Origin of the sequence: Clostridium sp. SHJSY1 (assembly GCF_031626875.1) — a bacterium.
Lineage (GTDB): Bacteria > Bacillota > Clostridia > Clostridiales > Clostridiaceae > Clostridium.
In genome coordinates this window covers 18,601-43,944 of record NZ_JANDMF010000027.1, presented here as the reverse complement: position 1 = coordinate 43,944, position 25,344 = coordinate 18,601, and the positions used below count along the sequence as shown (strand labels likewise).

The following is a 25,344-nucleotide window of genomic DNA, read 5'->3' as shown; positions in this document are numbered from 1 at the left end:
AGGTAGAAAATGGGAGAGCTAAGCATAAAAACGCATGATTTTGAATCATCTAAAAACCAATTAAAAGTATTTTCAGAACAAACTCCGACAGATTTAGAATTACACAAGGTAGATATTAGGGGAGGTTTTTTGGGCTTAGGAGACCATAAAGTTACTGGATACGAATTGAATAGTTTAACAACTCAAATTCAAGACTATTTAATTGATTTTAATTCGTTACATACAAAATTTTTAAAAGAATTCGGACAGGTCTATAATGCTCTGGAAGCGTTAGATAAGGACTATATCCAGGCTATACTTATAGCAATTAAGGCGGCAGAAAAAGCAAACAATGAAGTAAAGGTTGCCCAAAGCGACATAACTAAGACTATAGAACTTCAGAAGAAGATAATTACTGTATTAAAGCAGTTTAAGGAGAAGGTTGAAAGCTATAAACACCTTGAGGACATCGATAAGATGTGGAGTGATTCACAAAGATTACAGAAAGATATAAAAACTATTTCTAGTAATGTTGATGCTGCAACAGTATCTATAAAAGGTAATACACAGGAACTAAAATCACTGAATAAATTTAAAGAGCAGATTGAAAAAATAAAGCACATAAAAAATATAGATGAACTTTGGAATGATTCGCAATATTTGAAAAAAGAAATTTTATCGATAGATGATAAAATAGATAATATTATTGTGTCATTAGAAAATCAATTGCAAACACTGGATACTTTAACTCGGTTTAAAGAAAAGATTGAAAGCTATGAACATCTTGGAGACGTAGATAAGTTATGGGATGCTTCTCTTAAAATCCGAGAGGAAATTTCGTCAATAAATAATGATATAAAAAACATCAATGCATCAGCCAAGAACCAGATTCAGGCAATTGAAACATTAAACCAATTTAAGACTACACTCGAAGAATGTGAGCATTTAAAAGATATAGATATGTTGTGGAATCAATCTGAAAGTTTCAGGAAAGAAATTTCAGGTATTAATAAAAAACTGGATGACACAGTTATTTCTATTGAGAGTCAAGCACAATCGATAGGTTCGTTGAAGCAATTTAAGGATAGATTAGATGGATATGAGCATCTTGGTGATATTGATGAAACATGGAACAAATTCAATGATTTTGAAGTGTATATTACATCGACAAAAGATATTGTTAATACACATGAAGAACAAATATATGTTTTGAAAAACTGTTTGCAAGAAATGCAAAAACAAAATGATGAAAGAAGTCAAATGTTCTCTAAAAAGTTAAAAATTTCATATGCATTAGCTGGCAGTTCGATTGGTATTGCAATTATAGAGTTTGTTTTGCTTATGTTGAGGATAATATAATGGATAAATATAAAAATAATTTATTGAATTATTCTTCAAAATTAGATGCACTAGTGGATGGCTGTGGTGAGATTACAAAATATGCAACAGCCATTGTAGAAGAGAACAGTCAGGAGTCTACTATCACATTACTTAGAAAAATCTCAAATTTGGTAAATTCAAATAAATATCCAATAGAAATAAAGAAAATGGCCAATGTCATAAAGGAAAGTTTGATAGAGTATTATGGCTATTTGAGAGTATTGGATATCTGTAATCAGGATAAATTAGAAGAAGATTTAAGAACTTTGCCAGAATTACTAAATGACTTAAATGAGTTAATTGGTTTGAAAAATGTCAAAGAAAAGATAAACGATTTGATAATTCTCCAAAAGGTACAAAAAATGCGCAGAGATAAGAACTTACATACCACAAAAAGCACCTTGCATTTAGCTTTTACAGGAAACCCGGGAACAGGAAAAACTACCGTTGCCAGAATAGTGGGACGAATATATAAACAAATTGGATTATTATCGATAGGAAATTTTGTTGAAGTGTCTAGAACCGATTTGATAGCAGGCTATCAAGGGCAAACGGCATTAAAAGTAAAAAAAGTTATCGAAAAGGCTAAAGGAGGAGTATTGTTTATAGATGAGGCATACAGTATAACCGAGAATGACCACAGTGATTCCTATGGACGTGAATGTTTAACTGAATTGACCAAGGCATTAGAAGATTATAGAGATGATTTAGTTGTTATTGTTGCTGGTTATACAGAGCCTATGAATAAGTTTTTCGATTCTAATCTCGGACTCAAGTCTCGTTTTAATACATTTATTGAGTTTGAGGATTATAAAGCTGAAGAATTAGAAGAAATACTAATTACAATGTGTAGGAATAACGACTATGCGTTAAGCGAGAAATTAAAAATAAATATTAGAAGTTTTTTAGAAAAACAAGTTACTAATAAAGATGAAAATTTCGCAAACGGACGAATGGTAAGAAATATTTATGATGATTTAGTAATGAATCATGCAAGAAGAGTTGTAGATATTGAAAATGTAAGCCGTGAAGAATTATCAATAATAACTGATAGAGATTTCATTCTTTAGTTATAGATAAATATAAAAGATTAATTGTAGATTTATCTATAACTAAAGAACAATTTGATAATGAGAAATACATTTGGGAAAGAATTGGTAATACGTCGGAAAACGATAGGAGAAAACTGAAATCTGTTCTTTTATGTTTATATTTAGAAGATGGGCCATTAAATCTAACTAATGATAAATATGGTGTTATTGAAAAATATTTAGAAGAAGTAGAGATAAGGGTAGTATAAGAAGAAACCTACAAGAGCTGGGGGACTTAGGTTTGATTAAGTTCTTAGGTAATGGCAAATATAAAAAATTATAGATTACAAATGAATAAAAAATGAGCCTATTTTTAAAGATTTTAATTTGTAAAAATAGTTTTTTCCTTTTGAACTAAAATAGCAAAAGAATGTATTAAATTTTGCATCTCATTCAATTGGGGGGGATAAGTTGTTATTTGATACATTTGTAAGTAAGATTTAAGTTTGAATATAGAATGAGTAAATGAATGTTTCATAGCGAACTCAAGAAGTATATGATATTTAGAGTATATGTTTGCTTAAAGTACACCCTAAAATGGAAATTTAATATATGTAAAAATGAGCCAATATTGAATCCTATGGATTTGATGTTGGCTCATCTTAATATCTAACTGTATCTTTTACGCTTACTCTTAAGGAATATTTTCTTATATGATTTGAGTGTGTACAGATTTCATATTAAAACTTTTTCTGAATTTGCACTTGCAAGCTCAAGATTGTTTTATTTTTTCAAATTTAACTGGACGCATTAACTTTCCTAAAGAGACTGGCTGAGCACCATTTGTATAGTTATCCCAAAGGCTTGCATTTGTAATAAGAGTATTGTCATAAGTTTTAAAGAAATATTCACAAGTATTTGTATTAATAAAGGTAGTATATTTTGTATAATCATAAGTATCTCTATTTGTAATTACAATTCCTTTTGGAATAGTAACACTTTCCATAATGTGAAAGCACGTGTTTATTGCCTCTAAACTGTTGTTAGGTGTCTCAATATGTGTTTTTTGATATGCTGTTCTTACAAATCTTTCTGGGGAGGTATAGCCTCCAGGCAACTGCATGGTTCCTACTGCCTGACCGAATGGTTTTAAATGAATTTTTCCCCAGTATGCATCACTGGATTGTGTTGGTGATACATCCATGTAATTTCTTAAATTAGTCATATGCCACTGAAAATCAGGACTGTTGGTCATAACTCCAATTTGATTTTCGAATATCGCTAGACCTTTTTCAGTTTGTTCAATAACAACACATTCGCCGCTTTTATCTGTGGCAATCCAATGTAAAGGTGCAACTGTTTGTGTTACTGGGTCTTCAAGACCTACAATACATATCTTTAGTAGGTTTTCTTTAAGTTCTTCTATTGATCCACATCTTCCTAAAATATAATGGAGAAAATCTAAAGATGAAATAGGTTCCTTATCAATATAGTTTGACTGGGTTTTATATTTTGCATAACCTGCAAAATATAATGTTGCAGCTGCAAATCCTTTTTCATTTACACCATCAAAAAAACCAAGCATTCCATCGCTTTCTTGTCCAATTCCTATAAAACTATAGCAATCATAATATTTATGCATGTTAAAAACATTGTTCCATACATAATATTTAGGTACAATATAAAGCTCTGGATCAATATTATAAGAAAAATCCATGGTTCTGCCAAAAAAGTTTACCAATTGTTTTGATTGTAACGTTATTGCTGTGCACATGTTAATCCTCTGCCTCCTATACTTTATTAAATAACCACATCTAGTACTAAGGTTTAGACATGTCGGTATGTTGTATGTGACATTTAAGAATATAAACTTATGCTTTGAAAAGAATAAATCCTATAAATAAAATGGCTATATATTTATAGATATACTTCCATAGGTAATAAAGTTCCAGTTTGTATATAAAACTACGTAAGGTCTAGAATAAACATTTTAAATTATAAGAAAGATAAGAGAAAAAATTTCTTTTACATTAAAAGAAGAAGATAATGTCTATTTTGAACAGTTTTCATAAAGTATTAATTTTGGTAGAAGACTTTTATAAGTTGTAAGTTTTTATATGAGTGTATATAATTTTCTTATTATATAAGGAGAAGTATCGTATATGGATATTATTGGACTATGGTCTGCGATAGACTATGTATTGGAAATGGACATGCTGTATTTGGGGGCAAAAATTAAGTGATTAATAAATTAAATGTAAAATACTTCCATACAAATGAAGAAAGGATATAGAAGAAATGAGGAAAAGACAATTTATAGAACATGATACAAAAGAGTGTATAATAAATAATATTAAAATAATGCTAATTTTTATTGGAAGTCTTATGATTATTTCTGCAATTGGATTAATTATTTTATTGTTACTAAATGGAATTTATTCCGGAATGTGTGGAGAGGCTGGTAAAACCGATACTGGTGGGTGGGCTGTGGCATTCATATCCATACTTGCTGCATTTATTTCAGTTTTATTTATAGCAATATTTAAAGAAATTATTTTAGGTGTAGTTATGGCAATTTTTATTTTGCACTCAGTAATAATATCGTTATTTATTAAACTGCATGAAAAACTTTTTGATAATATTAAGGCTTCAATTGGTTTAATTATATGTAATATAATTATTGCATGTATATTACAAAAGTTTTTGGATTGTAACGGAATTATCTATTTTCTTATGTCACTTATAGCAGTGGCCATATCAATTATGATCAGATATAGACGCATAAAAAGATGCAGTAAATAGATGAAAATTAATTTAAATTAATGGTAAGTTGAAAAAGCTTAATTTATAGGAGATAATTAATATTATGGATGGAACGATACGAAAAAATATAAAAGTAGGAACAAAGGTATTTATTTGTACAAAAACAGGACCAGCGTTCTGAAAAATTAACTGAGGGTGTAGTCAAAGGCTTCTTACAAGCTCAGTGATTCAATAATGGGTTTACTAGAGGTGCAAACTCAAAAATAATGGACATTTTTACAGGAACTTTTGCAACAAAAAACCTATGCTTAACATCAGTTTTAGCATAGGTTTTTACATTTATTTAGTTTTGCTGAACAATATAAGAATCATGCTCAATAGTTACACTACATATTGGAATTTAACTGTAGCATTATGCTTATTTGGTGGATTATGCATGAAGGCCCTCCACTCTTTTGTTGTCATTATTATTGCTTTTTGAGTTTAACCGTTGTAGTGGTTCCCATAGCAGAAGCTTCATAGCTTAATTCATCGTTTTGGTATTTGATAGTTTTAGTATCATCACTTGAAGCTAGCAAAGCACCCTTAGTTTTACTATGGTCATTTTTCGAAGTCCATGAATAAGGCTCGTCAGCAGTTGTTGGAGCATCAAAAGAACCAGCCCAATAAAGTGATTTTGTATTGTCCTTATCACTTACCCAGTAAATTGTAATCGTATCACCACTTATTGTCGCAACTTGATAAGAGTCAGCAGATTTACTATTTTCTTGTTTCCATTCACCCGTCAAGTCAGGTATTTGCTTTTTAGTGGTATTACTACCATTGTCATTGCTTGTCGGCGTGGAGCTACACCCAGTAAATATTGTTATGAGCAGAGCCACGCAAAGGCCAATTATCGCCAGTTTTTTTATTTTCATTTTCATTACCCTCCTATTTTAGTATAGTCTTAACTTAAGAAAGTATCTGATAAATTATCATAACTTTCAGCCTCTTAAAATATTCATAATTTACTCTTCAAATTCCTATTTATCGGTATGATAAACAATTCCTAATCTATAATTTTTTACTATTGGACATATATGTACAAGTGTTCATCATTATTATATCTTAAATGTGGGTAGAATTACAATATTTACAAAGATATATCTTTTAAACTATAACTTTTATGTTCATTTTTACATATATATATTGAACCTTTAAAGTAAACCAGTTAGTATTTTATTATGAATTTTTAAATAATAATGCTGAAATACTACAATCAGAAGAAAATAAAGAAATTGAAGAGAGTTCATCTTTTCAATTTATATAGAGTAAATGCACCAACCAGGTGCATTTTTTGCTAGGAGGATAAACTTTTTGGTTAATGGTTTCTATTTATTATTTTTAAGGTAAGAATATATTGACAGCTACAATTAAATAGAGTACAATTTGATTGTAAGAAATTTAATTTTGTGCAGAATTTTTAATACTTTAAAAAGATGAATTTTAGTTGTTATATTTTTACAAAAGTCTGTTGTTTATAATTTTAGGCAGATGTTTATATAAAAGATAGAGACTTATAAGGAAATTATATTATGAATGTGTAAAGGAGGATATTATGAAGGCTATCTCAGATATTTTAGTCATTGCAGTAGCGGTTGAACATGTTTTTATAATGTTGCTTGAGATGTTCTTTATTAAATCATCAGTTGATAGAAGAACTTTTAATATAGATAGTAAACTTCTTGATAGAAAAGAAGTAGGAGTTATGTTTGCAAATCAAGGATTATATAATGGCTTCTTAGCTGCAGGATTATTTTGGAGCTTTTTTGTACCAGAAGCAATGTCAACTCAATTAAGATTTTTCTTTTTAGGATGTGTAATTATTGCTGCTATATATGGAGCAATTACATCTAATAAAAACATTCTTGTAAAGCAAGGTGGTTTAGCCATATTAGCAATAATTCTATTAGTTTCAACTACATCATAATTAGTTATAAATAATTATGATGATATAACATATAAATTTAAAAATAACAATTTACAAAGTAAATTGCACTATATAAAATAATTTAAACTAGGAGGATATTTAATTATGAATAATACAATAGAAACAATAAAAAATCATAGATCAATAAGACAATATCTAGATAAAGAGGTTTCAAATGAATTAATCGATGAAATTGTTAAAAGTGCTCAGGCTATGCCTAACTCAATCAATGGACAACAAACATCTGTTATAGTTGTAAGAGATAAAAAGAAGAGAGAAAAATTAGCAGAACTTGTTGGTAATCAAGAATATGTTGCAAAAGCTCCAGTATTCTTAGTATTTGTGATGGATTTTTATAGAACTTATCTTGCAGGTGAAAAAACTGGTATGAAGCAGGTAATTCATGAAGATATAGAGGGTATTCTTGCAGGAGCTACAGATGTTGGAATAGCTTTAGGAGCTTCTGTTGTTGCTGCCGAATCCCTTGGACTTGGCACAGTACCTATTGGTGGTATCAGAAAAAATCCAGAAGAAGTTATAGAACTCTTAGGATTACCTAAGTATACTTTTCCAATGGTAGGATTAGTAGTTGGATATCCAGCTGATGAATCACATAAAAAACCTAGAGTTCCTTTTGAAAGTTTTAAGCATGATGAAAGTTATGATATAAAAGCTGTTGAAGATTCAGTTAATGTTTATGATGAACAAATGAATAAATATTTAAATGAAATTGGAAGAGCTGAGCAAGAAACAAATTGGAGTACTTTTACTTCAAGGGTTTATCAATCAGTTTATTATCCTAAAGTTAAAGATGCTATTAATAAACAAGGATTAAAAATTAAATAATCAACATTTTAGAGTTATACCTACCATTGAAAATAAAAATGGTAGGTAAACTTTTGCACAAAATATTTAATAGTAACATAACATAGGTTTGAAAATACTTTTTTAGGAGAGATTTAATGCCTACATTGCCCACTCTAAGATTATATTATGGGGGAACCTCGGTGAGAATACTTCAGATGAATTTATATGGATTAAATTATAGATATAATAGTCTTCAAGTTACAGGTGTATTCGACTTATTAACTGATGAGGTAGTAAGAGATTTTCAGGTTGAACACAAGTTAATAGGAGATGGTATTGTTGGACCAATTACTTGGAGCGTTTTATTAGCAGAGGTTAAGAAGATACAAGAACAACTAAATTTTATATATTTAATTCCTGTTGTTCCAGATGGCATATTTGGCCCGAAAACTGCAAATGCTGTAGCTAGATTTCAAAGTGCCAATAGGCTTGAAATGAATGGGGTTTTAGGTCCAAGAACAAGACAGCAATTATTTAACCATAATCCTTTAGATGATTATAGTAAACGTCCAAGTTCATTAGACTTAAACTCATTAAATCCATATGTAGCATTATTAGCACAACAATTTTTTAATTTATGTAGTATTAATGGACTAAATGTTGCTGTAGTAGAAGCCTTTAGAAGTTGGGATAGGCAGGATGTACTGTATGCTCAAGGGAGAACTGCTGCAGGAAATATAGTAACTAATGCCCAGGGAGGAGATTCATATCATAACTGGGGATTAGCATTTGATTGTGTCCCAGTAGAAAATGGTAGAATTAATTGGAATGATATAAATGAATTTAATAAAATGGGTGTTCTGGGACAGAAAGTAGGGTTAGAATGGGGAGGTAATTGGACCTCTTATGCAATCAAACTTGTAGATAGACCACATTTTCAATATACTTTTGGATTAAGCACAGAGCAACTTTTAGAAGGGGCAAGACCTTTCCGATAAATGTTATTTATTTAAAATATAATTGTGATGAATAAAACTTTAATTATTGAGTGAAAAAATAATTAGAATAAAGGTTTTAGTCTTCTTTTTTAGTATGTACAAAAGTTAATAAATCTTCTAACTTTAATAAAATAGGTTATACTTATGAAATAATAGGGGAAAACTTAATATTAATATTTCTTATATTTGTAAATTAGAAATTAAATTTTACAGTAGTAACTATTAATATCAATTGATAATAAACTTCATAAAACTAATCGTTGACTTTAAAGGGATTATGGATTATTATTAGTCTAATAAATATTTCAAATGAGAATATAAGTAAAATTTTGGGAGAGGTTTTGATGAATAATAAAACAAAGGTTGCAAGACTTTCAGTAATGTCAAATACAATTTTAATAGCTATGAAGTTAGCTGTAGGAACTATAACAGGTTCTGTAAGTATAATATCTGAAGCTATTCATTCCACCATGGATTTAATAGCAGCTATAATTGCCTTCTTTTCAGTTAGAATATCAGATATGCCTGCAGATGAAAATCATCCTTATGGACATGGAAAGGTTGAAAATATTTCTGGGGTTATAGAAGCGTTATTAATTTTTGTGGCTTCAATATGGATAATATATGAATCAGTTAAAAAGATTATATCTCCTAGTGAGGAAGTTGGATCATTTGCTCTTGGATTTATTGTTATGTTCATTTCTGCTGCTGTTAATTTTATTGTTTCAAGAAAATTATATAAAGTAGCTAAGCAAGAAGATTCAGTAGCATTAGAGGCTGATGCTCTTCATTTAAAAACTGATGTATATACGGCTTTAGGTGTTGGTGTTGGACTATTACTTATATGGGTAACAAAACTTGATTTTTTAGATCCTGTAGTTGCAATTTTAGTAGCTTTATTTATATTAAAAGAAGCATTTGATCTTTTGAAATCTGCATTTAATCCTTTATTAGATTATAAATTATCTGATCAAGAAATTAAAAGAATAGAGAGTTCTATTGCTAAATATAGTTCAATATATTGTGATTTTCATAATTTAAGAACAAGAAAATCGGGAAATATAAAGTATATTGATTTGCATCTGGTATTTCCAGAGAATATGTCTGTAAAATCAGCTCATGATATATGTGATAAAATAGAATATGATTTAGAATCTTCATTAAAAAAGACTGAAGTTATGATACACTTAGAATCATGTACAAGTGGTTGTGGTGAGTGTAACTATTCAAATAAAACAAATTGTAAAAATGATTAAATAATAAATAACTATAAAAAATCGTATTTAGTAATAATTACGATTTTTTTAGTTGATAAATTATCATTAGGGTAATTTAGATTTTGATAGAATTGTTGTTTATGTTAAAATATAGCATGTTAAGAAGGAGGAGACTTATGAAAAAGGTAAAAAAAATACTATCTCTATTAATAATGGTTCTATTTTCAGTATTTATAACCTCATGTGGGACAAGCAGTAATTTTAGTAATGAAGAGGATATTTCTGCAAAAGTTGATTCAAATAGTGACTTAGTAATACATTATATTGATGTTGGACAAGGCGATTCTGAATTAATTCAAGTAGATGGGAAAAACATTTTGATAGATGCTGGAGATAATAAAGATGATGCATATTATTATTTGAAAAAATTAGGTGTTACAACTTTAGATTACATAATAGCAACTCATCCTCATGAGGACCATATTGGAGGAATGGATAAAGTCATTGATGAGATGAACGTAGGAACTTTTTATGCTCCTAAGATAACAACAAATACAAAAACTTTTGAAAATATGGTTAATTCACTTAAAAAGAAAAATCTTCAAATGAAGGCTCCAAAAGTTGGTGAAGAGATAAATGTAGGAAAGGCTAAGTTAACTTTTTTAGCACCAAATGGAGATAATTATAAAGAATTAAATGACTATTCTATAGTAGTTAAAGTAACGTATGGAAGTAATTCATTTTTATTTATGGGAGATGCTGAAGAGTTAAGTGAAAGTGAAATTCTTAAAAATGGATTGGATGTAAGTACTGATGTGTTGAAGGTTGGGCATCATGGAAGCAATAGTTCTACAAGTAATAACTTTTTGAAAAAGGTAAGTCCAACATATGCCATAATAAGTGTTGGAAAGGATAATAAGTATGGACATCCAACAGATAGTACATTAAAAAAATTAAAATCTAAAAAAGTATTTAGAACAGATTTGAATGGAACAGTAAGGGCTTACTCAGATGGTAAAAAAGTATATGTTTATTCAGATAAAAAAACTAAAGAGGACACTAAGAGCAAGAAGACAAAGAATTAAGATTCACATTGACGTAGTATAAATTCAATACTATAATCAAATAAAAAGAATAAATTTAGTATAAACTATACTTAAGGGACAATCAAAAAATAACAAGTCAATCTGCCAGACTATTTTCCATCATCCTGTGTCAGCAGGTTGCCCTAATAGCCAGCTATGAGACCAATCTGCTTCCTTGACTGATGAAAAATATTCATGGCAAATTTGGACTCGTTATTTATTTTCATGTTCCTTAATTAGTATGGAATGCAAGTTCAATAGATTAATAGGGAAGTTGGGTGTAAATCCCACGCAAGTCCGTTGCTGTAAATAAGGAGTATGAGCTAATTTTTAGACCACTTTGAAAAATTTCTTGGGAAGGTAAGTTCATATGATGATCTATAAGCCAGAATACCTGCTTGTATTTTATTCAATAACCCTGCGGTTACCGGAGTTATATGTTTAAATTTATACAAAGAGATGTGGATATACCACTTTTTTGTAATACAATTTTGGAGAATATAGCTCTCATACATATAATACCATTGACCTAATTAATATTAGATTTAGTCTTATATTAAAGGGCAATGGTATTTTTTTATAAAAATATTTTGAGTATAGGTAGTGTGATATGGTAAAAGATGATGAAAAGTACATATACAAAAATAATAAAAGACTAAAATATGGATATACAACAGGATCTTGTGCAGCAGCAGCAGCTAAAGCAGCTACTATAATGCTTTTAAGAAATAATTTAATAAACAATATTGAACTTATGACACCCAAGGGAATGCTACTAAACTTACAAGTATTAGAGATAGAAAAAGGCAAAGATTATGTAAAGTGTGCTATTAAAAAAGACAGTGGAGATGATCCTGATGTTACTCATGGAATGTTAGTTTATGCTAAAGTGTCCCAAAATACTTGTGAAAAAATAGTTATAGATGGAGGCATTGGAGTAGGAAGGGTAACAAGAAAAGGATTAGAATGTCCAGTTGGTAGTGCAGCTATTAATAAAGTTCCATATAGTATGATTCATAATGCAGTTAAGGAAATTTGTGAGGAAAATGACTATCAAGGTGGTATAGATGTGGAGGTTTCTATTCCAGAGGGTGAAAAAATAGCTGAAAAAACTTTTAATCCTAGACTGGGTATAGTAGGTGGAATCTCTATTTTAGGAACAACAGGTATAGTTGAGCCTATGAGTGAAGCAGCACTTATTGATACCATTAGAGTAGAAATTAAACAGTTAGCAGCTAATGGAACTGAATATTTAGTAGTTACTCCAGGAAATTATGGTGAAAACTTTTTACATAATAATATGAAAATTAATATAAGCAAATCTGTTAAATGTAGCAATTTTATTGGAGATACTATAGATATAGCTAATGAGTTTAATCTTAAAGGAATTTTGCTTATTGGTCATATTGGAAAGCTTATTAAACTGGCTGGAGGCATTATGAACACCCATTCTAAAAATGCAGATGCCAGGATGGAGATAATTACTGCAAATGCTCTTTTAACAGGGGGGGAAGGTAGCCTCTTAAAGAAAGTTATGGGATGCATAACTACAGATGAAGCTTTGAATATCCTTGAAGAGGGAAAAATTAAGAATGAAACTATGAATCTTGTAATGGAGAAGATAGATTTTTATTTAAATAAAAGGGCAGATAAAAGACTATTAGTAGGAGCTATAATGTTTTCTAATGAACATGGGCTTCTTGGAGAAACAAAAGATGTAAAAGAAATATTAAATAAATTAGGCATATGGAGGGAAATAATAAGGCTCTGATGCGATGTATATTTTTTGTCAGACAAGGAAGTATGTTCACCTAATAGTGGGCTATTAGGTGAACATGCTGACAAAGTATGACAGAAAATAGACCAGCATGCTGACTTATTATTTTCTGGAATATGCCTCAGATGAGGGGGAACAAAAGTAATGGAAGGAAAATTATATGGAGTTGGAGTAGGACCAGGAGATCCAGAATTACTTACATTAAAGGCTGTAAAAATATTAGAAAGTAGTGATATTATTGCTATTCCAAGCACTAAGAAAGAAAGATGTGTTGCATATAAAATAGCAGTTCAATCTGTACCAAGTTTAGAAGAAAAAGAAATACTTTACATATCAATGCCTATGACAAAGGATAAAAATATATTAAAAAAGAGCCATGAAGAAGGGGCTAAAGCTATTATAGAAAAGCTTAATCAGGGAAAGAAAATTTCATTTATAACTTTAGGGGACCCAACAATTTATTCTACATATTTATATATTCATAGGCTTGTTTTGGGAGAAGGTTATGATACCGAGATAATAAGTGGAATTCCTTCTTTTTGTGCAGCAGCAGCTAGGATAAATGAGGGGTTAGTAGAAAACTCTGATGAACTTCATGTAATTCCAGCATCTTACCAAATTAGTGATGCTCTTAGTTTACCAGGGACAAAGGTACTTATGAAATCAGGTAAAAAGATGAATGAGGTTAGAGAAATTTTAAATAGTGTAAAATGTAATGCAGTTATGATTGAAAATTGTGGTATGGAAAATGAAAAAGTATATAGAGATATAAATGATATTAAAGATGATTCAAGTTATTATTCTTTAATAATAGTAAAGGAGAAATAGATGGTTAATTTTGTTGGAGCTGGCTCAGGGGCAGTTGATTTAATTACAGTTAGAGGACAAAAATTATTATCAGAGGCAGATGTAATTATATATGCAGGATCTTTGGTTAATCCAGAACTTTTAGAGTATAAAAAAGAAGGTTGTGAAGTACATAATAGTGCAAAGATGACTTTAGAAGAAGTTATTGAAGTTATTTTAAATGCTGAAAAAGAAAATAAAATGACAGTAAGATTACATACAGGTGATCCAAGTATTTATGGTGCTATCAGAGAACAAATGGATATATTAGATAAACATAATATAGAGTATAAAGTTTGTCCAGGAGTAAGTTCATTTTGTGGTGCAGCATCAGCCTTAAACTTAGAATATACACTGCCAGACGTATCTCAAACAGTAATAATTACTAGAATGGCTGGAAGGACTGGTGTTCCTGAGAAAGAAGAGATAGCAAAACTTGCAACCCATAATGCAACTATGGTTGTTTTTTTAAGTACAGGTTTATTAGAAAAGCTACAAGAAAGATTAGTAGTTGGTGGGTATAAAGAAGATACCCCTGCAGCAATAGTTTATAAAGCTACTTGGGATGATGAGAAGGTAGTAAGATGTACTGTAAGAACTTTAGCTGAATCTGCAAAGGAAAATGGAATAACAAAAACAGCACTTATTATTGTTGGAGATGTTCTTAACTCAGAGTATAGCCGTTCAGATTTATATAATCCAAAGTTTACTACTGAATTTAGAAAAGGTATAGAGTAGTGGAAATATCATTAATTAGTTTTACTCAAAAAGGGAGTTTATTAAATAAGAAATTAAGCTGTAGTTTGAGTGAACTTGGATATAATTGTGAGTCTTTCACAACTTATAAATCAGCTGAAGAGCTTGAATTATTTTCTTTGAAAAATGGATTAAAGAATTGGACAGAAGAACATTTTTATAAAAAAGAGGCAATTATATTTATAGGAGCTATAGGGATTGCAGTAAGAGCCATAGCACCTTTTGTTAAGTCAAAAACAACAGATCCAGCTATAGTTGTTATAGATGAATTAGGGAAGTTTACTATTCCTATTTTATCTGGACATATAGGTGGAGCAAATTCTTTAACAGAGAAAATTTCAAGTATTTTAAATTCAACTCCAGTAATAACTACAGCAACAGATATTAATGATAAGTTCTCAGTTGATGTTTTTGCAAAGAAAGAGAATCTTTATATAAGTGATATGACTATGGCAAAGAAGATTTCTAGTGAAATTTTGGATAATGTGGATATAGGTGTAGCTAGTGATTATAAAATAAAAGGTAAAGTGCCTAAAGAACTCAAGATTTTAGAAAATGGTGAAATTGGAGTTTGTATCTCAGTACAAAGGAAAAGTCCTTTTGTAAATACTCTAAATTTAATTCCTAAGATTTTGACTTTAGGGATTGGTTGTAGAAGAGATACAAGTATAGACAAAATAGAAAATCTTGTTATGAAAGTTTTAGATGAAAATAATATTTCAATTAGTGCAGTTAAAAATGTAGCAAGTATTGATTTAAAAAAAGATGAAAAGGGACTAATTCAATTTGTAGAAAAGTATGGATTTAAGTTTATAACATATACTGCTGATGAATTGAATGCATTGGAAGGTAATTTTAGTGAGTCTACCTTTGTTAAAAGTGTTACTGGTGTAAGTAATGTATGTGAAAGAGCAGCAACACTTGGCAGTAATAATGGGAAATTAATAATAAAGAAGAGAGCAGAAAATGGCGTTACAGTTGCCATATCTGAAGAAGATTGGAGTGTAAGTTTTGAATAAATTATATGTTGTTGGAATTGGACCAGGTGAATATGAGCAAATGACAATTAAAGCTATAAATGCTTTAAAAGAAAGTGAAGTTATTATTGGGTATACAGTTTATGTTGATTTAATTAAAAATCATTTTGGAGATAAAGAATTTTTAACTACACCTATGAAAAAGGAAGTTGATCGTTGCATCCTTGCTTTTGAAGAAGTACAAAAAGGTAAAAATGTTTCATTAGTATGTAGTGGAGATTCTGGAATATATGGAATGGCAGGATTAATACTAGAAATAGGTGAAAAGTATGAAGGTGTAGAGGTTGAAATTATACCTGGAATCACAGCAGCCTCAAGTGGAGCAGCTGTTCTTGGAGCACCATTAATACATGATTTTGCTGTTATTAGTTTAAGCGATTTACTAACTCCAATGGAAAAGATTGAAAAGAGATTACAATGTGCTGCAGAAGCTGATTTTGGAATTTGTTTATATAATCCTTCAAGTAAAAAGAGACATGATTATCTGCAAAAAGCTTGTGATATTGTATTAAAATTTGCAAGTGAAGATACAGTTTGTGGAGTTGTTAGAAATATAGGAAGAGAAGGTGAAGCTATGGAAGTTATGTCACTTAAGGAATTAAGAGATAAAGAAGTAGACATGTTCACTACAGTTTATATTGGTAACTCTCAAACAAAGAATATAAATGGTAAAATGGTAACTCCAAGGGGATATAAAAATGTATAATATCCTTGTTTTTGCAGGAACTACTGAAGGAAGAGAAATAATTAGTTATCTTGTTAAAAATAATATAAATGTTTATGCTTGTGTTGCAACAGAATATGGTGAAAAACTTCTTGTAGATGGAGATAATATAAAAGTTTCCTCTAAACCATTAAATGAAGAGGAAATGGTAAGTTTAATGGAAAGAGAAAAGTTTGATTTAGTCATAGATGCAACTCACCCTTACGCAGTTGAAGTTTCAAAAAATGTAATTTCAGCTTGTAAGGTCACTAAAACAGAGTATTTAAGATTAATACGTAGTAGTGAACAAGGAGTATTAAGTGAAAATATTGTTTATGTAAATTCTGTGGATGAGGCTGTGGATTATTTAAAAGAAACTGTTGGTAATATTTTTGTTGCAACAGGAAGCAAGGAGTTAGCTAAGTTTGCAGCTATAGATAATTATAAGGAAAGAATCTATGCAAGAGTTTTATCAACAACTAAGGTTGTTGATGAATGTACGAGGCTTGGCTTTGAAGGTAAGCATTTAATCTGTATGCAAGGACCATTTAGTGAAGAGCTAAATTATGTGATGTTAAAGCATACATCAGCAAAATATATGGTTACTAAAGAATCAGGAAAAGTTGGAGGATTTAGTGAAAAGGTATTGGCTGCAAGTAAAGCAGGTGCAAAATCTATAGTAATAGGTAGACCAATGGAGGAAGAAGGGTTTTCTTACTCAGATACTGTAAAAATTATAAACAAAAGATTTTTAGTTAATAAGCCTAAGAGAAAAGTTTATTTAGTCGGAATTGGAATGGGAAGTTTAGATTCTTTAACTAGAGAAGGGCAGAAAGCATTTAAAGAAGCAGATGTAATTATTGGAGCTAAAAGGATGTTAGAAGCTTTAAAGAGCTTTAATAAGCCAACTTTTAATTCATACAAATATGATGAAATAGTTAATTTTGTTGAAGATCACTTAGAATATAATTCAATTGCAATTGCTTTATCTGGTGATATTGGATTTTTTAGTGGAGCAAAGAGTTTGTTAGAAAAATTAAAAGACTATGATGTACATACTGTTAGTGGAATATCTTCTCTTTCATATTTTTGCTCAAAGCTCAGTACGTCTTGGGATGATGTTAAACTTTTAAGTTTGCATGGAAGAGAAGAAAATTTCTTAGATGCAGTAAAGCATAACAAGAAAACATTTCTATTACTTGGAGGAGATTATAGTCCCAAAAAGATATGTGAAGAGTTAGTAGAGTATGGTTTAGGAAATTTAGAGGTAGCTATTGGAGAAAATTTATCCTATGAAAATGAAAAGATACATAAAGGATTAGCAAGAAGTTTTATTTCACAAGATTTTGATTCACTTAGTGTAATGCTTATAGATAATGATAAGTTTATAGATAGTTCAGCTACTCATGGATTAACAGATGAAGAATTTATACGTGGTGAAGTCCCAATGACAAAAAGTGAAGTAAGAGCTATTTCTATCTCTAAAATGAGTTTAAAGGAAGAGTCTATTGTTTATGATATAGGGGCTGGAACAGGTTCTGTTTCTGTAGAAATGGCTTTAAGGGTTGGCAAAGGAAAGGTATTTGCTATTGAAAAAAATCCTAAAGCAATTGAACTTTTAAGGAAAAATAAGAAAAAGTTTATGACTTCTAATCTTGAGATTATAGAAGGGGTTGCACCTGACATGATGGAAGAATTACCTCCTCCAACTAGAGCTTTTATTGGAGGAACATCAGGTAATTTAAGAAGTATAATAGGAAAATTATTAGAAAAGAATCCAAAGGTTAAAATAGTTATTAATGCTATTACTTTAGAGACTATTTCAGAATCTATTGAGTGTATTAAAGAATTTAACTTGGTAGATGTAGAAATAGTGCAAGTTGCTATATCAAAAGGAAAAGCCTTAGGAAAGTATAATATGATGATTGGACAAAATCCAATATACATAATCACATGTAAAGGGGATGATATGAAGTGGGGAGAAGTCCAAGAGTTATGATTGCAGCCACTTCAAGTGGAAGTGGAAAAACTATGATTACATGTGGATTGTTGCAAGCACTTGTTAATAGAAAAATGAAAGTTACATCTTTTAAATGTGGACCAGATTATATTGATCCAATGTTTCATTCAAAAGTAATTGGAACAAAATCAAGAAATATAGATACTTTCTTTGCAGATAAAAATACAATTTATTATTTGATAAATAAAGCTACAAAAGATATGGATATATCAGTTATAGAAGGTGTAATGGGTTATTATGATGGCCTTGCTGGAATATCAACTGAGGCTAGTTCATATGATGTTGCAAATGTTACTAATACTCCAGTTATCTTGGTTGTTAATTGTAGAGGTATGAGCCTTTCTATTCTTCCTATAATCAAAGGTTTTTTAGAGTTTAAAGAAAACAGCTGGATTAAAGGAGTTATACTTAATCAAATTTCTGAAATGATGTATCCTCAGATTAAGAAATTAATAGAAGAAAATTTAAGTATAAAGGTATTTGGGTATGTTCCAGTATTAAAGGATTTAGTTATTGAAAGTAGACATTTAGGTCTTGTAACGCCAAATGAGATAGTAGATTTAAAAGAGAAATTAAATAAACTTTCTAATCAATTGGAGAAGACTATAAATATAGAAGAAATAATTAACCTTGCAAATAGTACAAAGGAATTGGAGTATAATAAACCAGAGATTTTAAAGTTAGAAGGAAACCCTAAAGTGGCAGTAGCATATGATGAAGCTTTTTGTTTTTACTATGAAGAAAATATAGAGATACTAAAGGAAATGGGAGCTACAATAGAGTATTTTAGCCCTATAAGAGATAAAAAACTACCAAAAAATATTAGTGGATTAATCTTAGGGGGAGGGTATCCTGAGCTTTATGCAGAAGCTTTAAGTAATAATAAGGTAATGCAGGAAGAGATAAAAGATGCTATAGATAAAGGGCTTCCATGTATAGCTGAATGTGGAGGTTTCATGTATTTACATGAAAGTATGGAGGATAATGAAAAGAAATTTCATAATATGGTAGGTGCAATAAGAGGAAAGGCATATAAAACTTCAAAGCTTGGACGATTCGGATACATAAATCTAAAAGCTACAAAAGATAATTTTCTTTGCAAAGAAGGTGTGTCTATAAAAGCTCATGAATTTCATTATTGGGATAGTGAATCTTGTGGAGAAAGCTTTGTTGCAGAAAAGCCTTTAAGGAAAAGAAGTTGGAAGTGTATAAATACAACTAATAATCTATTAGCTGGGTTTCCGCATTTATATTATTATTCTAATATTGAAATACCACAGAAATTTATAAAAAGATGTATAGAATTTGGGGGTCTATCATGAATTTAGAAGAAGCATTAAAAAGTATTACTCCACTAGATAAAGTGGTTATGGAAGAAAGTCAAAGACGTTGGGACAGTATAGCAAAACCTTTAAGAAGCCTTGGACTATTAGAGGAAACTATTATAAAAATAGCAGGTATGACAGGGAGTAGCAATGTAAGTTTAAAGAAAAAAGCCTTGGTTATTATGTGTGCAGATAATGGAGTAGTTGAAGAGAAGGTTACTCAAGCTGATAGTGAAGTAACTAGAATAGTTGCAGAGAATTTTACTAAAGAAAAAACAAGTGTAGCTATTATGGCAAAATTAGCTGGGACAGATCTTTATCCTGTTGATATTGGAATGGTAAGTGATACAGAAGAGTTTTTAGATGAAGAAAGTGAGATAAAACCTCTTCATGTTTTAAAGAGAAAAATATCTTATGGAACTAAGAATTTAGCTAAAGAGCCTGCTATGACAAGAGAGCAAGCAATAAAAGCTATAGAGATTGGTATAAACTTAGCTATAGAACTTAAGAGTAAGGGCTACAATATTATTGCAACTGGTGAAATGGGAATTGGAAATACTACAACAAGTAGTGCTATAGCTTCTGTTCTTTTAGATGAATCAGTAGAAACAGTTACTGGAAGAGGTGCTGGATTATCTTCAAAAGGATTGGAAAGAAAAATAGATGCTATAAAAAGAGGAATAGAAATAAATAAGCCTAATTCTAAGGATGCTATAGATGTATTAGCTAAGGTTGGTGGATATGATATAGCTGGGCTTGTTGGAGTGTTTATCGGTGGAGCTGTAGCTAAAGTTCCAGTGGTTATAGATGGATTTATATCAGCAGTGGCAGCACTTGTTGCAGTAAAGATAGAACCTTTAGTTATAGATTATATATTACCATCTCATGTATCTAAAGAGCCAGCAGGAAATATGTTAATTGAATCTCTTGGATTAAAGCCTTTTATAACATGTGAAATGTGTTTAGGAGAGGGGACAGGTGCTGTTGCAGTTTTCCCTATTTTAAATATGGCTTGTGAAGTATATGAAAAGATGAGTACTTTTGGAGATATAGAAATAGAAGAATATACACCAAAAGTTTAAAGGAGTAGAGATGCTTGTATTAATAACTGGTGGAAGTGGAAGTGGAAAATCAGAAAGAGCTGAAGAAATTTCTGTTTCATTTAAATCTGAGAATTTAATTTATATAGCTACTATGTTTCCTTATGATGATGAATGTTTGAAGAAAATAGAGAGGCATAGGGAACTAAGAAAAGAAAAGAATTTCTTAACAATAGAAAAAACTATTAATTTAAAAGAAATAGAGATACCCAAAAATTCAACAGTGCTATTAGAATGTATATCTAATTTAGTTGCTAATGAAATGTATTTGGAAGATGGAGCAAAAGAGTTAACTGTATCAGAGATTTTAAAGGGAGTAGAATGGATTAAAGAATGCTCTGATAACTTAGTTATAGTATCAAATGAAGTTTTTTCGGATGGAATGAACTATGATGAGGAAACTCAAAAATATATAAAGAATATTGGTGAAATAAATTCTTCAATTGGTAAACAAGCAGATAGCGTAATTGAAGTGGTTTATTCTATTCCTATATTTCATAAATGGAAAGAGAAATCTTGATTATTAGAGAGTATATATAAAATTTAAGTGAAAATCATTTCTCTTAAATTTTAAGGGAGGAGTAAATAAATGATTGATAGAAGAGAGATAAAAAATTATAACTATGAAATGATAGAAGAAGCACTAGTCTTTTTAAGCGATACAGAAATTTTACTGAATTTCTGTAACACTCTAAAAAGTTTATACCCACATTTGATTCCAATAATTGCGTTTGCTTATGATTCATGGGATGATATTGTTGAACCTTTGTTTTATCAAATGGTTTATGTTACTTTTCAATATAAATATGGGATAACTGTATTAGAGAAAGAAAGTCATACTTATAATATTCCATTTAGTTGTTATGAGAGATTTAATCATATAGAATGTATACCAAAATCCTTATATTTAAGAGTATTAGTAAATGGAAGTTGGAATGTATTAAGGCAAGAAGACTTATTAAATAAATTGCTTGTATTTAAAGCTTTTGGCGATGGAAGACACTTTTTAACAGGAGGACTTGATGTTGAAGAAGCACATAAAGTTGAATTTGATTTAGTTGAAATTGAGATAGTTGATGTAATTACAGGTATTTGTTTAAGTGAGTATAATAATAGTACAATTTTTGTAAGTAAAGAAGATGTTAATTTTGAGTTTATTGCAGAAACATATTATAAAGAAGTATAAGAGAGGTGGTGAACTAGTGGGAGTTTGGTAACTTGTAATACACTCTTTCACTAAATATAAATTATGTGGAATTCATTTAAAATAGCATTTTCAATGTATTCTAAGATTCCAATGCCAAAAACAGATTGGAATAAGGAAAATATGAAATATGCAATGATATTTTTCCCTTTTGTAGGGCTTGTTATAGGAATGCTATTGGTATTGTGGTCATTTATATCAGAAAAATTACTCATAGGAGATATATTAAGAGTGATTGGGTATGTTGTTATACCTGTATTAGTAACAGGAGGAATTCATTTAGATGGATTTGTAGATACCATGGATGCTATAAATTCATATCAGCCAATAGAAAGAAAATTAGAAATCTTAAAGGACTCACATATTGGAGCTTTTGCACTTATTAGTTGTGTTATATATTTTTTATTATCTTTAGGAGTATGGAGTGAAGTTAAGGGAGATTCTCTAATAATTCTTGGAATAGGATTTGTTTTATCAAGAGCTTTAAGCAGCTTAGGAATTGTAACTATACCTTGTGCAAAGAATAGTGGTTTAGCCTCAAGTTTTTCAAAGGCTTCTGAAAAGAATAGGGTTAAGTATGCTGCATATGTGTATATTGTGTTATGTGGTATATCCATGATTTTAGTAAATAAGATTTTGGGTAGTGTATGTTTATTAAGTGCATTATTAACATTTATATATTATAAAAATATGTCTATTAAAAAATTTGGAGGGATTACAGGAGATTTAGCAGGATATTTTTTGCAAGTTTGTGAACTTGTAATGACTTTTACAGTTGTGATTTTAAGTAAGTTAATTTATGCTTTTTTGTAAAGAATAATATGTATATTATTCAATGTAATATTATGACCTACTTACAGCTATTTCTCCATTACCAGCTACTATGATAAGATCTCCATCCCTAATATAACCTAGATTTATAGTTTCCTCAAAATTATCAAACTTTTTGAAATATTTTTGATTACCATTTGAATCAATTATTATAAAGGTTGTAGGAGGGTTTTTTATAAGTTTAGCAGTAGCCAAAAATTCTTTGGATTCAGAAATGTTATAGATACCTTGTTTATAGGTATTTGATACAAAAATTGCTTTTGGACTTTCAGTAAAAGCAAATGTAGATATTAAAAAAACTATTATAAATATTCTTAACTTCATTTTATACACCTCTCTGTCCAATATTTTGTGAAGTTTTGATAAAAATATACATTCATTAATATAATAAGACTTTTATTTTACAATATTAAAATATGGTGAATTTTAATAAAGTGAATAATATGTTATATGAAAAAAATAGTATAAAGAGAAGGGAGTTTTGGTGAGGGAGTACAGTCTCTCATTGAAAATAAATAATGATTTTTATTATTGGTGGTAAATTTCAAGGAAAATTACAATATGCTTTAGATTTGACTGGGTATGATGAAAGCAACATAGCAGATGGTTCAAAGGATGATCTAGAAAAGTTTTTTTCAAAACCTATTATTTATAATTTTCATTTATTCATTAGAAGACTTTTAGGTGAGAAAAAGGATATAGAATATATTAAAGGTATAGTTAGAGATATTATTAAAGATAATCCTGAAGTTGTCATAATATCTAATGAAATAGGATATGGAATTGTCCCTATTGAAAAATTTGATAGGGAATATAGAGAGGTTACAGGCAGAATATGCTGTGAAGTTGCTAAAGAGGCAAAAGAAGTACATAGAGTAGTTTGTGGAATAGGAAATATTATTAAGGAAGATAGAAATGATTAAAATTATATTGATTCGTCACTCAAAAACACAGGGGAATTTATATAAAAGATATATAGGTAAAACAGATGAAGAATTATCACTAGAAGGAATAGAGATAATAAAATCTAAGGAGTTTCCAGCGGTTCAAGTTGTTTATTCAAGTCCTATGAAAAGATGTGTAGAAACTTCAAAGTTAATCTACAAAGATATGAATTCAATTATATATGATGATTTAAGTGAATGTGATTTTGGTGATTTTGAAAATAAGAATTATGAAGATTTAAAAGATGATATATACTATCAAAAATGGATTGATAGTAATGGAACAATAGCTTTTCCAAAAGGAGAAAAACATGAAACCTTTAAACTAAGATGTGTAAGAGCTTTTGATGAAGTTGTGGATAATATTACTGAGTCAAAGTTTAATTTGGCTGCAATGGTTGTTCATGGTGGAACTATTATGGCTATTTTAGAAAAGTATTCTTATCCTCATAAAGATTTTTATAACTGGCAGGTGGAAAATTGTTGTGGATATCTTATAGAAATTAATGAAGAATTGTGGATAAGTGGAGAGAAAAAAGTTAAGGTTGTATCTGAAATTTAGAATGGGAGAAGATTTATGTTATTATCATTAGTTGCATTAATAATAGGGTTTATATTAGACTTGCTTTTTGGAGACCCAATTTGGATGCCACATATTGTTAGAGCAATAGGAAATTTAATAAGTATAATAGAAAAAATATTAAGGAGAATATTTCCTAAGAATAGAGAAGGTGAGCTTATAGGAGGAGTATTTTTAGTTTTATTTGTACTATCCATATCTACTGGCATCTCTATTTTTATTTTATATTTAGCAGGAAAGATAAATATTTATTTTAAGTTATTTATAGAAAGTCTAATTTGTTATCAGCTTTTAGCAACAAAATCTTTAAAAGATGAAAGTATGAAAGTTTATAAAGAATTAGAAAAAGATGACTTAGTGGAGGCTAGGAAGAAGGTTTCTATGATAGTTGGAAGAGATACTGAAAGTTTGAGCAATGAAGGAGTAACTAAAGCTACAGTAGAGACAATTGCTGAAAATATTTCAGATGGAATTATTGCTCCCATGCTATTTATGGTAATAGGGGGAGGTTCTCTTGGAGTATTTTATAAAGCTGCAAATACTATGGATTCAATGGTTGGATATAAAAATGATAAATATCTTTACTTTGGAAGAGTAGCTGCGAAGTTAGATGATGTTTTAAATTTTATTCCTTCAAGGGTTTCAGCCTACTTAATGATAGTTTCATCTTTATTTATGAAACTAAACAGTAAAAATGCGTATAGAATTTTTAAAAGAGATAGATTTAATCATGCAAGTCCCAATTCAGCTCAAACAGAAGCAGTTTGTGCAGGAGCATTAGAGGTACAACTTGCTGGGGATGCTTACTATTTTGGGGAACTTTATAAGAAGAAGACTATTGGGGACTGTATAAGGGAAATTAGGTATGATGATATAAAAATAACAAATAGATTGTTATATATAACATCAACAATGGGAGTTGTTTTATTTTCAATTATCAAACTTATGGTTATTTATTTAGTACTTAAATAGGGGGAAAAGATGAATTCTAT

At 29.7% G+C, this 25,344-nt stretch carries 26 protein-coding genes and 1 riboswitch; of the genes, 23 read left to right on the top strand and 3 right to left on the bottom strand.

The genetic code is table 11. The features are described from left to right. The first annotated feature begins 9 nt into the window (after positions 1-9). From NNC19_RS12965 to NNC19_RS12955, 3 genes are all read left to right on the top strand, one after another. On the top strand, positions 10-1,338 hold the full coding sequence (locus NNC19_RS12965; protein WP_310939087.1) for a hypothetical protein: 1,329 nt from the start codon (positions 10-12) through the stop codon (positions 1,336-1,338). Further along, positions 1,338-2,429 (top strand): AAA family ATPase, encoded by a 1,092-nt coding sequence (locus NNC19_RS12960; RefSeq protein ID WP_310939086.1) that lies wholly within the window; start codon positions 1,338-1,340, stop codon positions 2,427-2,429. Before NNC19_RS12965 ends, NNC19_RS12960 begins: the two co-directional genes overlap by 1 nt. A gap of 196 nt (positions 2,430-2,625) precedes the next feature. Beyond that, positions 2,626-2,733: a hypothetical protein gene (locus NNC19_RS12955; protein WP_310939124.1), complete on the top strand. Its 108-nt coding sequence runs from the start codon at positions 2,626-2,628 to the stop codon at positions 2,731-2,733. A 429-nt stretch (positions 2,734-3,162) separates the two neighbouring features. Here NNC19_RS12955 and NNC19_RS12950 read toward each other — a convergent pair whose 3' ends face one another. Beyond that, positions 3,163-4,164: a choloylglycine hydrolase family protein gene (locus tag NNC19_RS12950; protein ID WP_310939085.1), complete on the bottom strand. Its 1,002-nt coding sequence runs from the start codon at positions 4,162-4,164 to the stop codon at positions 3,163-3,165. A 524-nt stretch (positions 4,165-4,688) separates the two neighbouring features. Here NNC19_RS12950 and NNC19_RS12945 point away from each other — a divergent pair. After that, positions 4,689-5,192 carry a hypothetical protein gene (locus NNC19_RS12945; RefSeq protein WP_310939084.1) on the top strand — a complete coding sequence of 168 codons (504 nt, stop codon included), beginning with the start codon at positions 4,689-4,691 and terminating at the stop codon, positions 5,190-5,192. A gap of 428 nt (positions 5,193-5,620) precedes the next feature. Here NNC19_RS12945 and NNC19_RS12940 read toward each other — a convergent pair whose 3' ends face one another. Then, entirely contained in the window at positions 5,621-5,941 is a 321-nt protein-coding gene (locus NNC19_RS12940; protein WP_310939083.1) for a hypothetical protein, read from the bottom strand. Positions 5,942-6,750: 809 nt separating this feature from the next. Here NNC19_RS12940 and NNC19_RS12935 point away from each other — a divergent pair. The 16 genes from NNC19_RS12935 to NNC19_RS12860 all read left to right on the top strand — a co-directional run bounded on the left by NNC19_RS12935 (position 6,751) and on the right by NNC19_RS12860 (position 22,810). After that, a complete protein-coding gene (locus NNC19_RS12935; RefSeq protein ID WP_310939082.1) occupies positions 6,751-7,122 on the top strand; it encodes a DUF1304 domain-containing protein in 372 nt (123 codons plus the stop codon). A 105-nt stretch (positions 7,123-7,227) separates the two neighbouring features. Next, positions 7,228-7,968 carry an NADPH-dependent oxidoreductase gene (locus NNC19_RS12930; protein ID WP_310939081.1) on the top strand — a complete coding sequence of 247 codons (741 nt, stop codon included), beginning with the start codon at positions 7,228-7,230 and terminating at the stop codon, positions 7,966-7,968. A 161-nt stretch (positions 7,969-8,129) separates the two neighbouring features. Further along, positions 8,130-8,927 carry a peptidoglycan-binding protein gene (locus NNC19_RS12925; protein ID WP_310939080.1) on the top strand — a complete coding sequence of 266 codons (798 nt, stop codon included), beginning with the start codon at positions 8,130-8,132 and terminating at the stop codon, positions 8,925-8,927. A gap of 344 nt (positions 8,928-9,271) precedes the next feature. Next, on the top strand, positions 9,272-10,183 hold the full coding sequence (locus NNC19_RS12920; protein WP_310939079.1) for a cation diffusion facilitator family transporter: 912 nt from the start codon (positions 9,272-9,274) through the stop codon (positions 10,181-10,183). Positions 10,184-10,320: 137 nt separating this feature from the next. Continuing rightward, complete coding sequence (locus NNC19_RS12915; RefSeq protein WP_310939078.1) at positions 10,321-11,229, top strand: MBL fold metallo-hydrolase; 909 nt, start codon at positions 10,321-10,323, stop codon at positions 11,227-11,229. Positions 11,230-11,462: 233 nt separating this feature from the next. Continuing rightward, positions 11,463-11,646, top strand: a riboswitch (cobalamin riboswitch). A 193-nt stretch (positions 11,647-11,839) separates the two neighbouring features. Next, entirely contained in the window at positions 11,840-13,000 is a 1,161-nt protein-coding gene (gene cbiD, locus NNC19_RS12910; RefSeq protein WP_310939077.1) for a cobalt-precorrin-5B (C(1))-methyltransferase CbiD, read from the top strand. A gap of 150 nt (positions 13,001-13,150) precedes the next feature. Next, positions 13,151-13,834 (top strand): precorrin-2 C(20)-methyltransferase, encoded by a 684-nt coding sequence (cobI, locus tag NNC19_RS12905; RefSeq protein ID WP_310939076.1) that lies wholly within the window; start codon positions 13,151-13,153, stop codon positions 13,832-13,834. Beyond that, positions 13,835-14,590, top strand: a complete 756-nt coding sequence (gene cobM, locus NNC19_RS12900; RefSeq protein ID WP_310939075.1) for a precorrin-4 C(11)-methyltransferase — start codon at positions 13,835-13,837, stop codon at positions 14,588-14,590. It begins immediately after the preceding gene. Next, entirely contained in the window at positions 14,590-15,627 is a 1,038-nt protein-coding gene (locus tag NNC19_RS12895) for a cobalt-precorrin 5A hydrolase (protein WP_310939074.1), read from the top strand. Before cobM ends, NNC19_RS12895 begins: the two co-directional genes overlap by 1 nt. Then, entirely contained in the window at positions 15,620-16,351 is a 732-nt protein-coding gene (gene cobJ, locus NNC19_RS12890) for a precorrin-3B C(17)-methyltransferase (RefSeq protein WP_310939073.1), read from the top strand. The genes NNC19_RS12895 and cobJ overlap by 8 nt, the downstream gene beginning before the upstream one ends. Then, positions 16,344-18,347: a precorrin-6A reductase gene (gene cobK, locus NNC19_RS12885; RefSeq protein ID WP_310939072.1), complete on the top strand. Its 2,004-nt coding sequence runs from the start codon at positions 16,344-16,346 to the stop codon at positions 18,345-18,347. Before cobJ ends, cobK begins: the two co-directional genes overlap by 8 nt. After that, positions 18,323-19,690, top strand: a complete 1,368-nt coding sequence (locus NNC19_RS12880; protein ID WP_310939071.1) for a cobyrinate a,c-diamide synthase — start codon at positions 18,323-18,325, stop codon at positions 19,688-19,690. Before cobK ends, NNC19_RS12880 begins: the two co-directional genes overlap by 25 nt. Beyond that, positions 19,687-20,775, top strand: coding sequence for a nicotinate-nucleotide--dimethylbenzimidazole phosphoribosyltransferase (gene cobT, locus NNC19_RS12875; RefSeq protein ID WP_310939070.1), 1,089 nt, complete (start codon positions 19,687-19,689; stop codon positions 20,773-20,775). Before NNC19_RS12880 ends, cobT begins: the two co-directional genes overlap by 4 nt. 10 nt (positions 20,776-20,785) lie before the next feature. After that, on the top strand, positions 20,786-21,313 hold the full coding sequence (locus tag NNC19_RS12870; RefSeq protein ID WP_310939069.1) for a bifunctional adenosylcobinamide kinase/adenosylcobinamide-phosphate guanylyltransferase: 528 nt from the start codon (positions 20,786-20,788) through the stop codon (positions 21,311-21,313). Positions 21,314-21,382: 69 nt separating this feature from the next. After that, positions 21,383-21,979 (top strand): hypothetical protein, encoded by a 597-nt coding sequence (locus NNC19_RS12865; RefSeq protein WP_310939068.1) that lies wholly within the window; start codon positions 21,383-21,385, stop codon positions 21,977-21,979. A 63-nt stretch (positions 21,980-22,042) separates the two neighbouring features. Continuing rightward, positions 22,043-22,810, top strand: a complete 768-nt coding sequence (locus tag NNC19_RS12860) for an adenosylcobinamide-GDP ribazoletransferase (protein WP_310939067.1) — start codon at positions 22,043-22,045, stop codon at positions 22,808-22,810. A 30-nt stretch (positions 22,811-22,840) separates the two neighbouring features. On the opposite strand, the gene NNC19_RS12855 is transcribed toward NNC19_RS12860, so the two are convergent. After that, entirely contained in the window at positions 22,841-23,152 is a 312-nt protein-coding gene (locus tag NNC19_RS12855; protein ID WP_310939066.1) for a hypothetical protein, read from the bottom strand. A gap of 194 nt (positions 23,153-23,346) precedes the next feature. On the opposite strand from NNC19_RS12855, the gene NNC19_RS12850 reads away from it, so the two are divergent. From NNC19_RS12850 to cbiB, 3 genes are read left to right on the top strand one after another with little or no spacing between them, the layout of a single operon-like run. Then, positions 23,347-23,751: a bifunctional adenosylcobinamide kinase/adenosylcobinamide-phosphate guanylyltransferase gene (locus NNC19_RS12850; protein ID WP_310939065.1), complete on the top strand. Its 405-nt coding sequence runs from the start codon at positions 23,347-23,349 to the stop codon at positions 23,749-23,751. Continuing rightward, positions 23,744-24,334, top strand: coding sequence for a histidine phosphatase family protein (locus NNC19_RS12845; protein ID WP_310939064.1), 591 nt, complete (start codon positions 23,744-23,746; stop codon positions 24,332-24,334). Before NNC19_RS12850 ends, NNC19_RS12845 begins: the two co-directional genes overlap by 8 nt. 15 nt (positions 24,335-24,349) lie before the next feature. After that, positions 24,350-25,324, top strand: a complete 975-nt coding sequence (cbiB, locus tag NNC19_RS12840) for an adenosylcobinamide-phosphate synthase CbiB (RefSeq protein WP_310939063.1) — start codon at positions 24,350-24,352, stop codon at positions 25,322-25,324. The last annotated feature ends 20 nt before the right edge of the window (positions 25,325-25,344 follow it).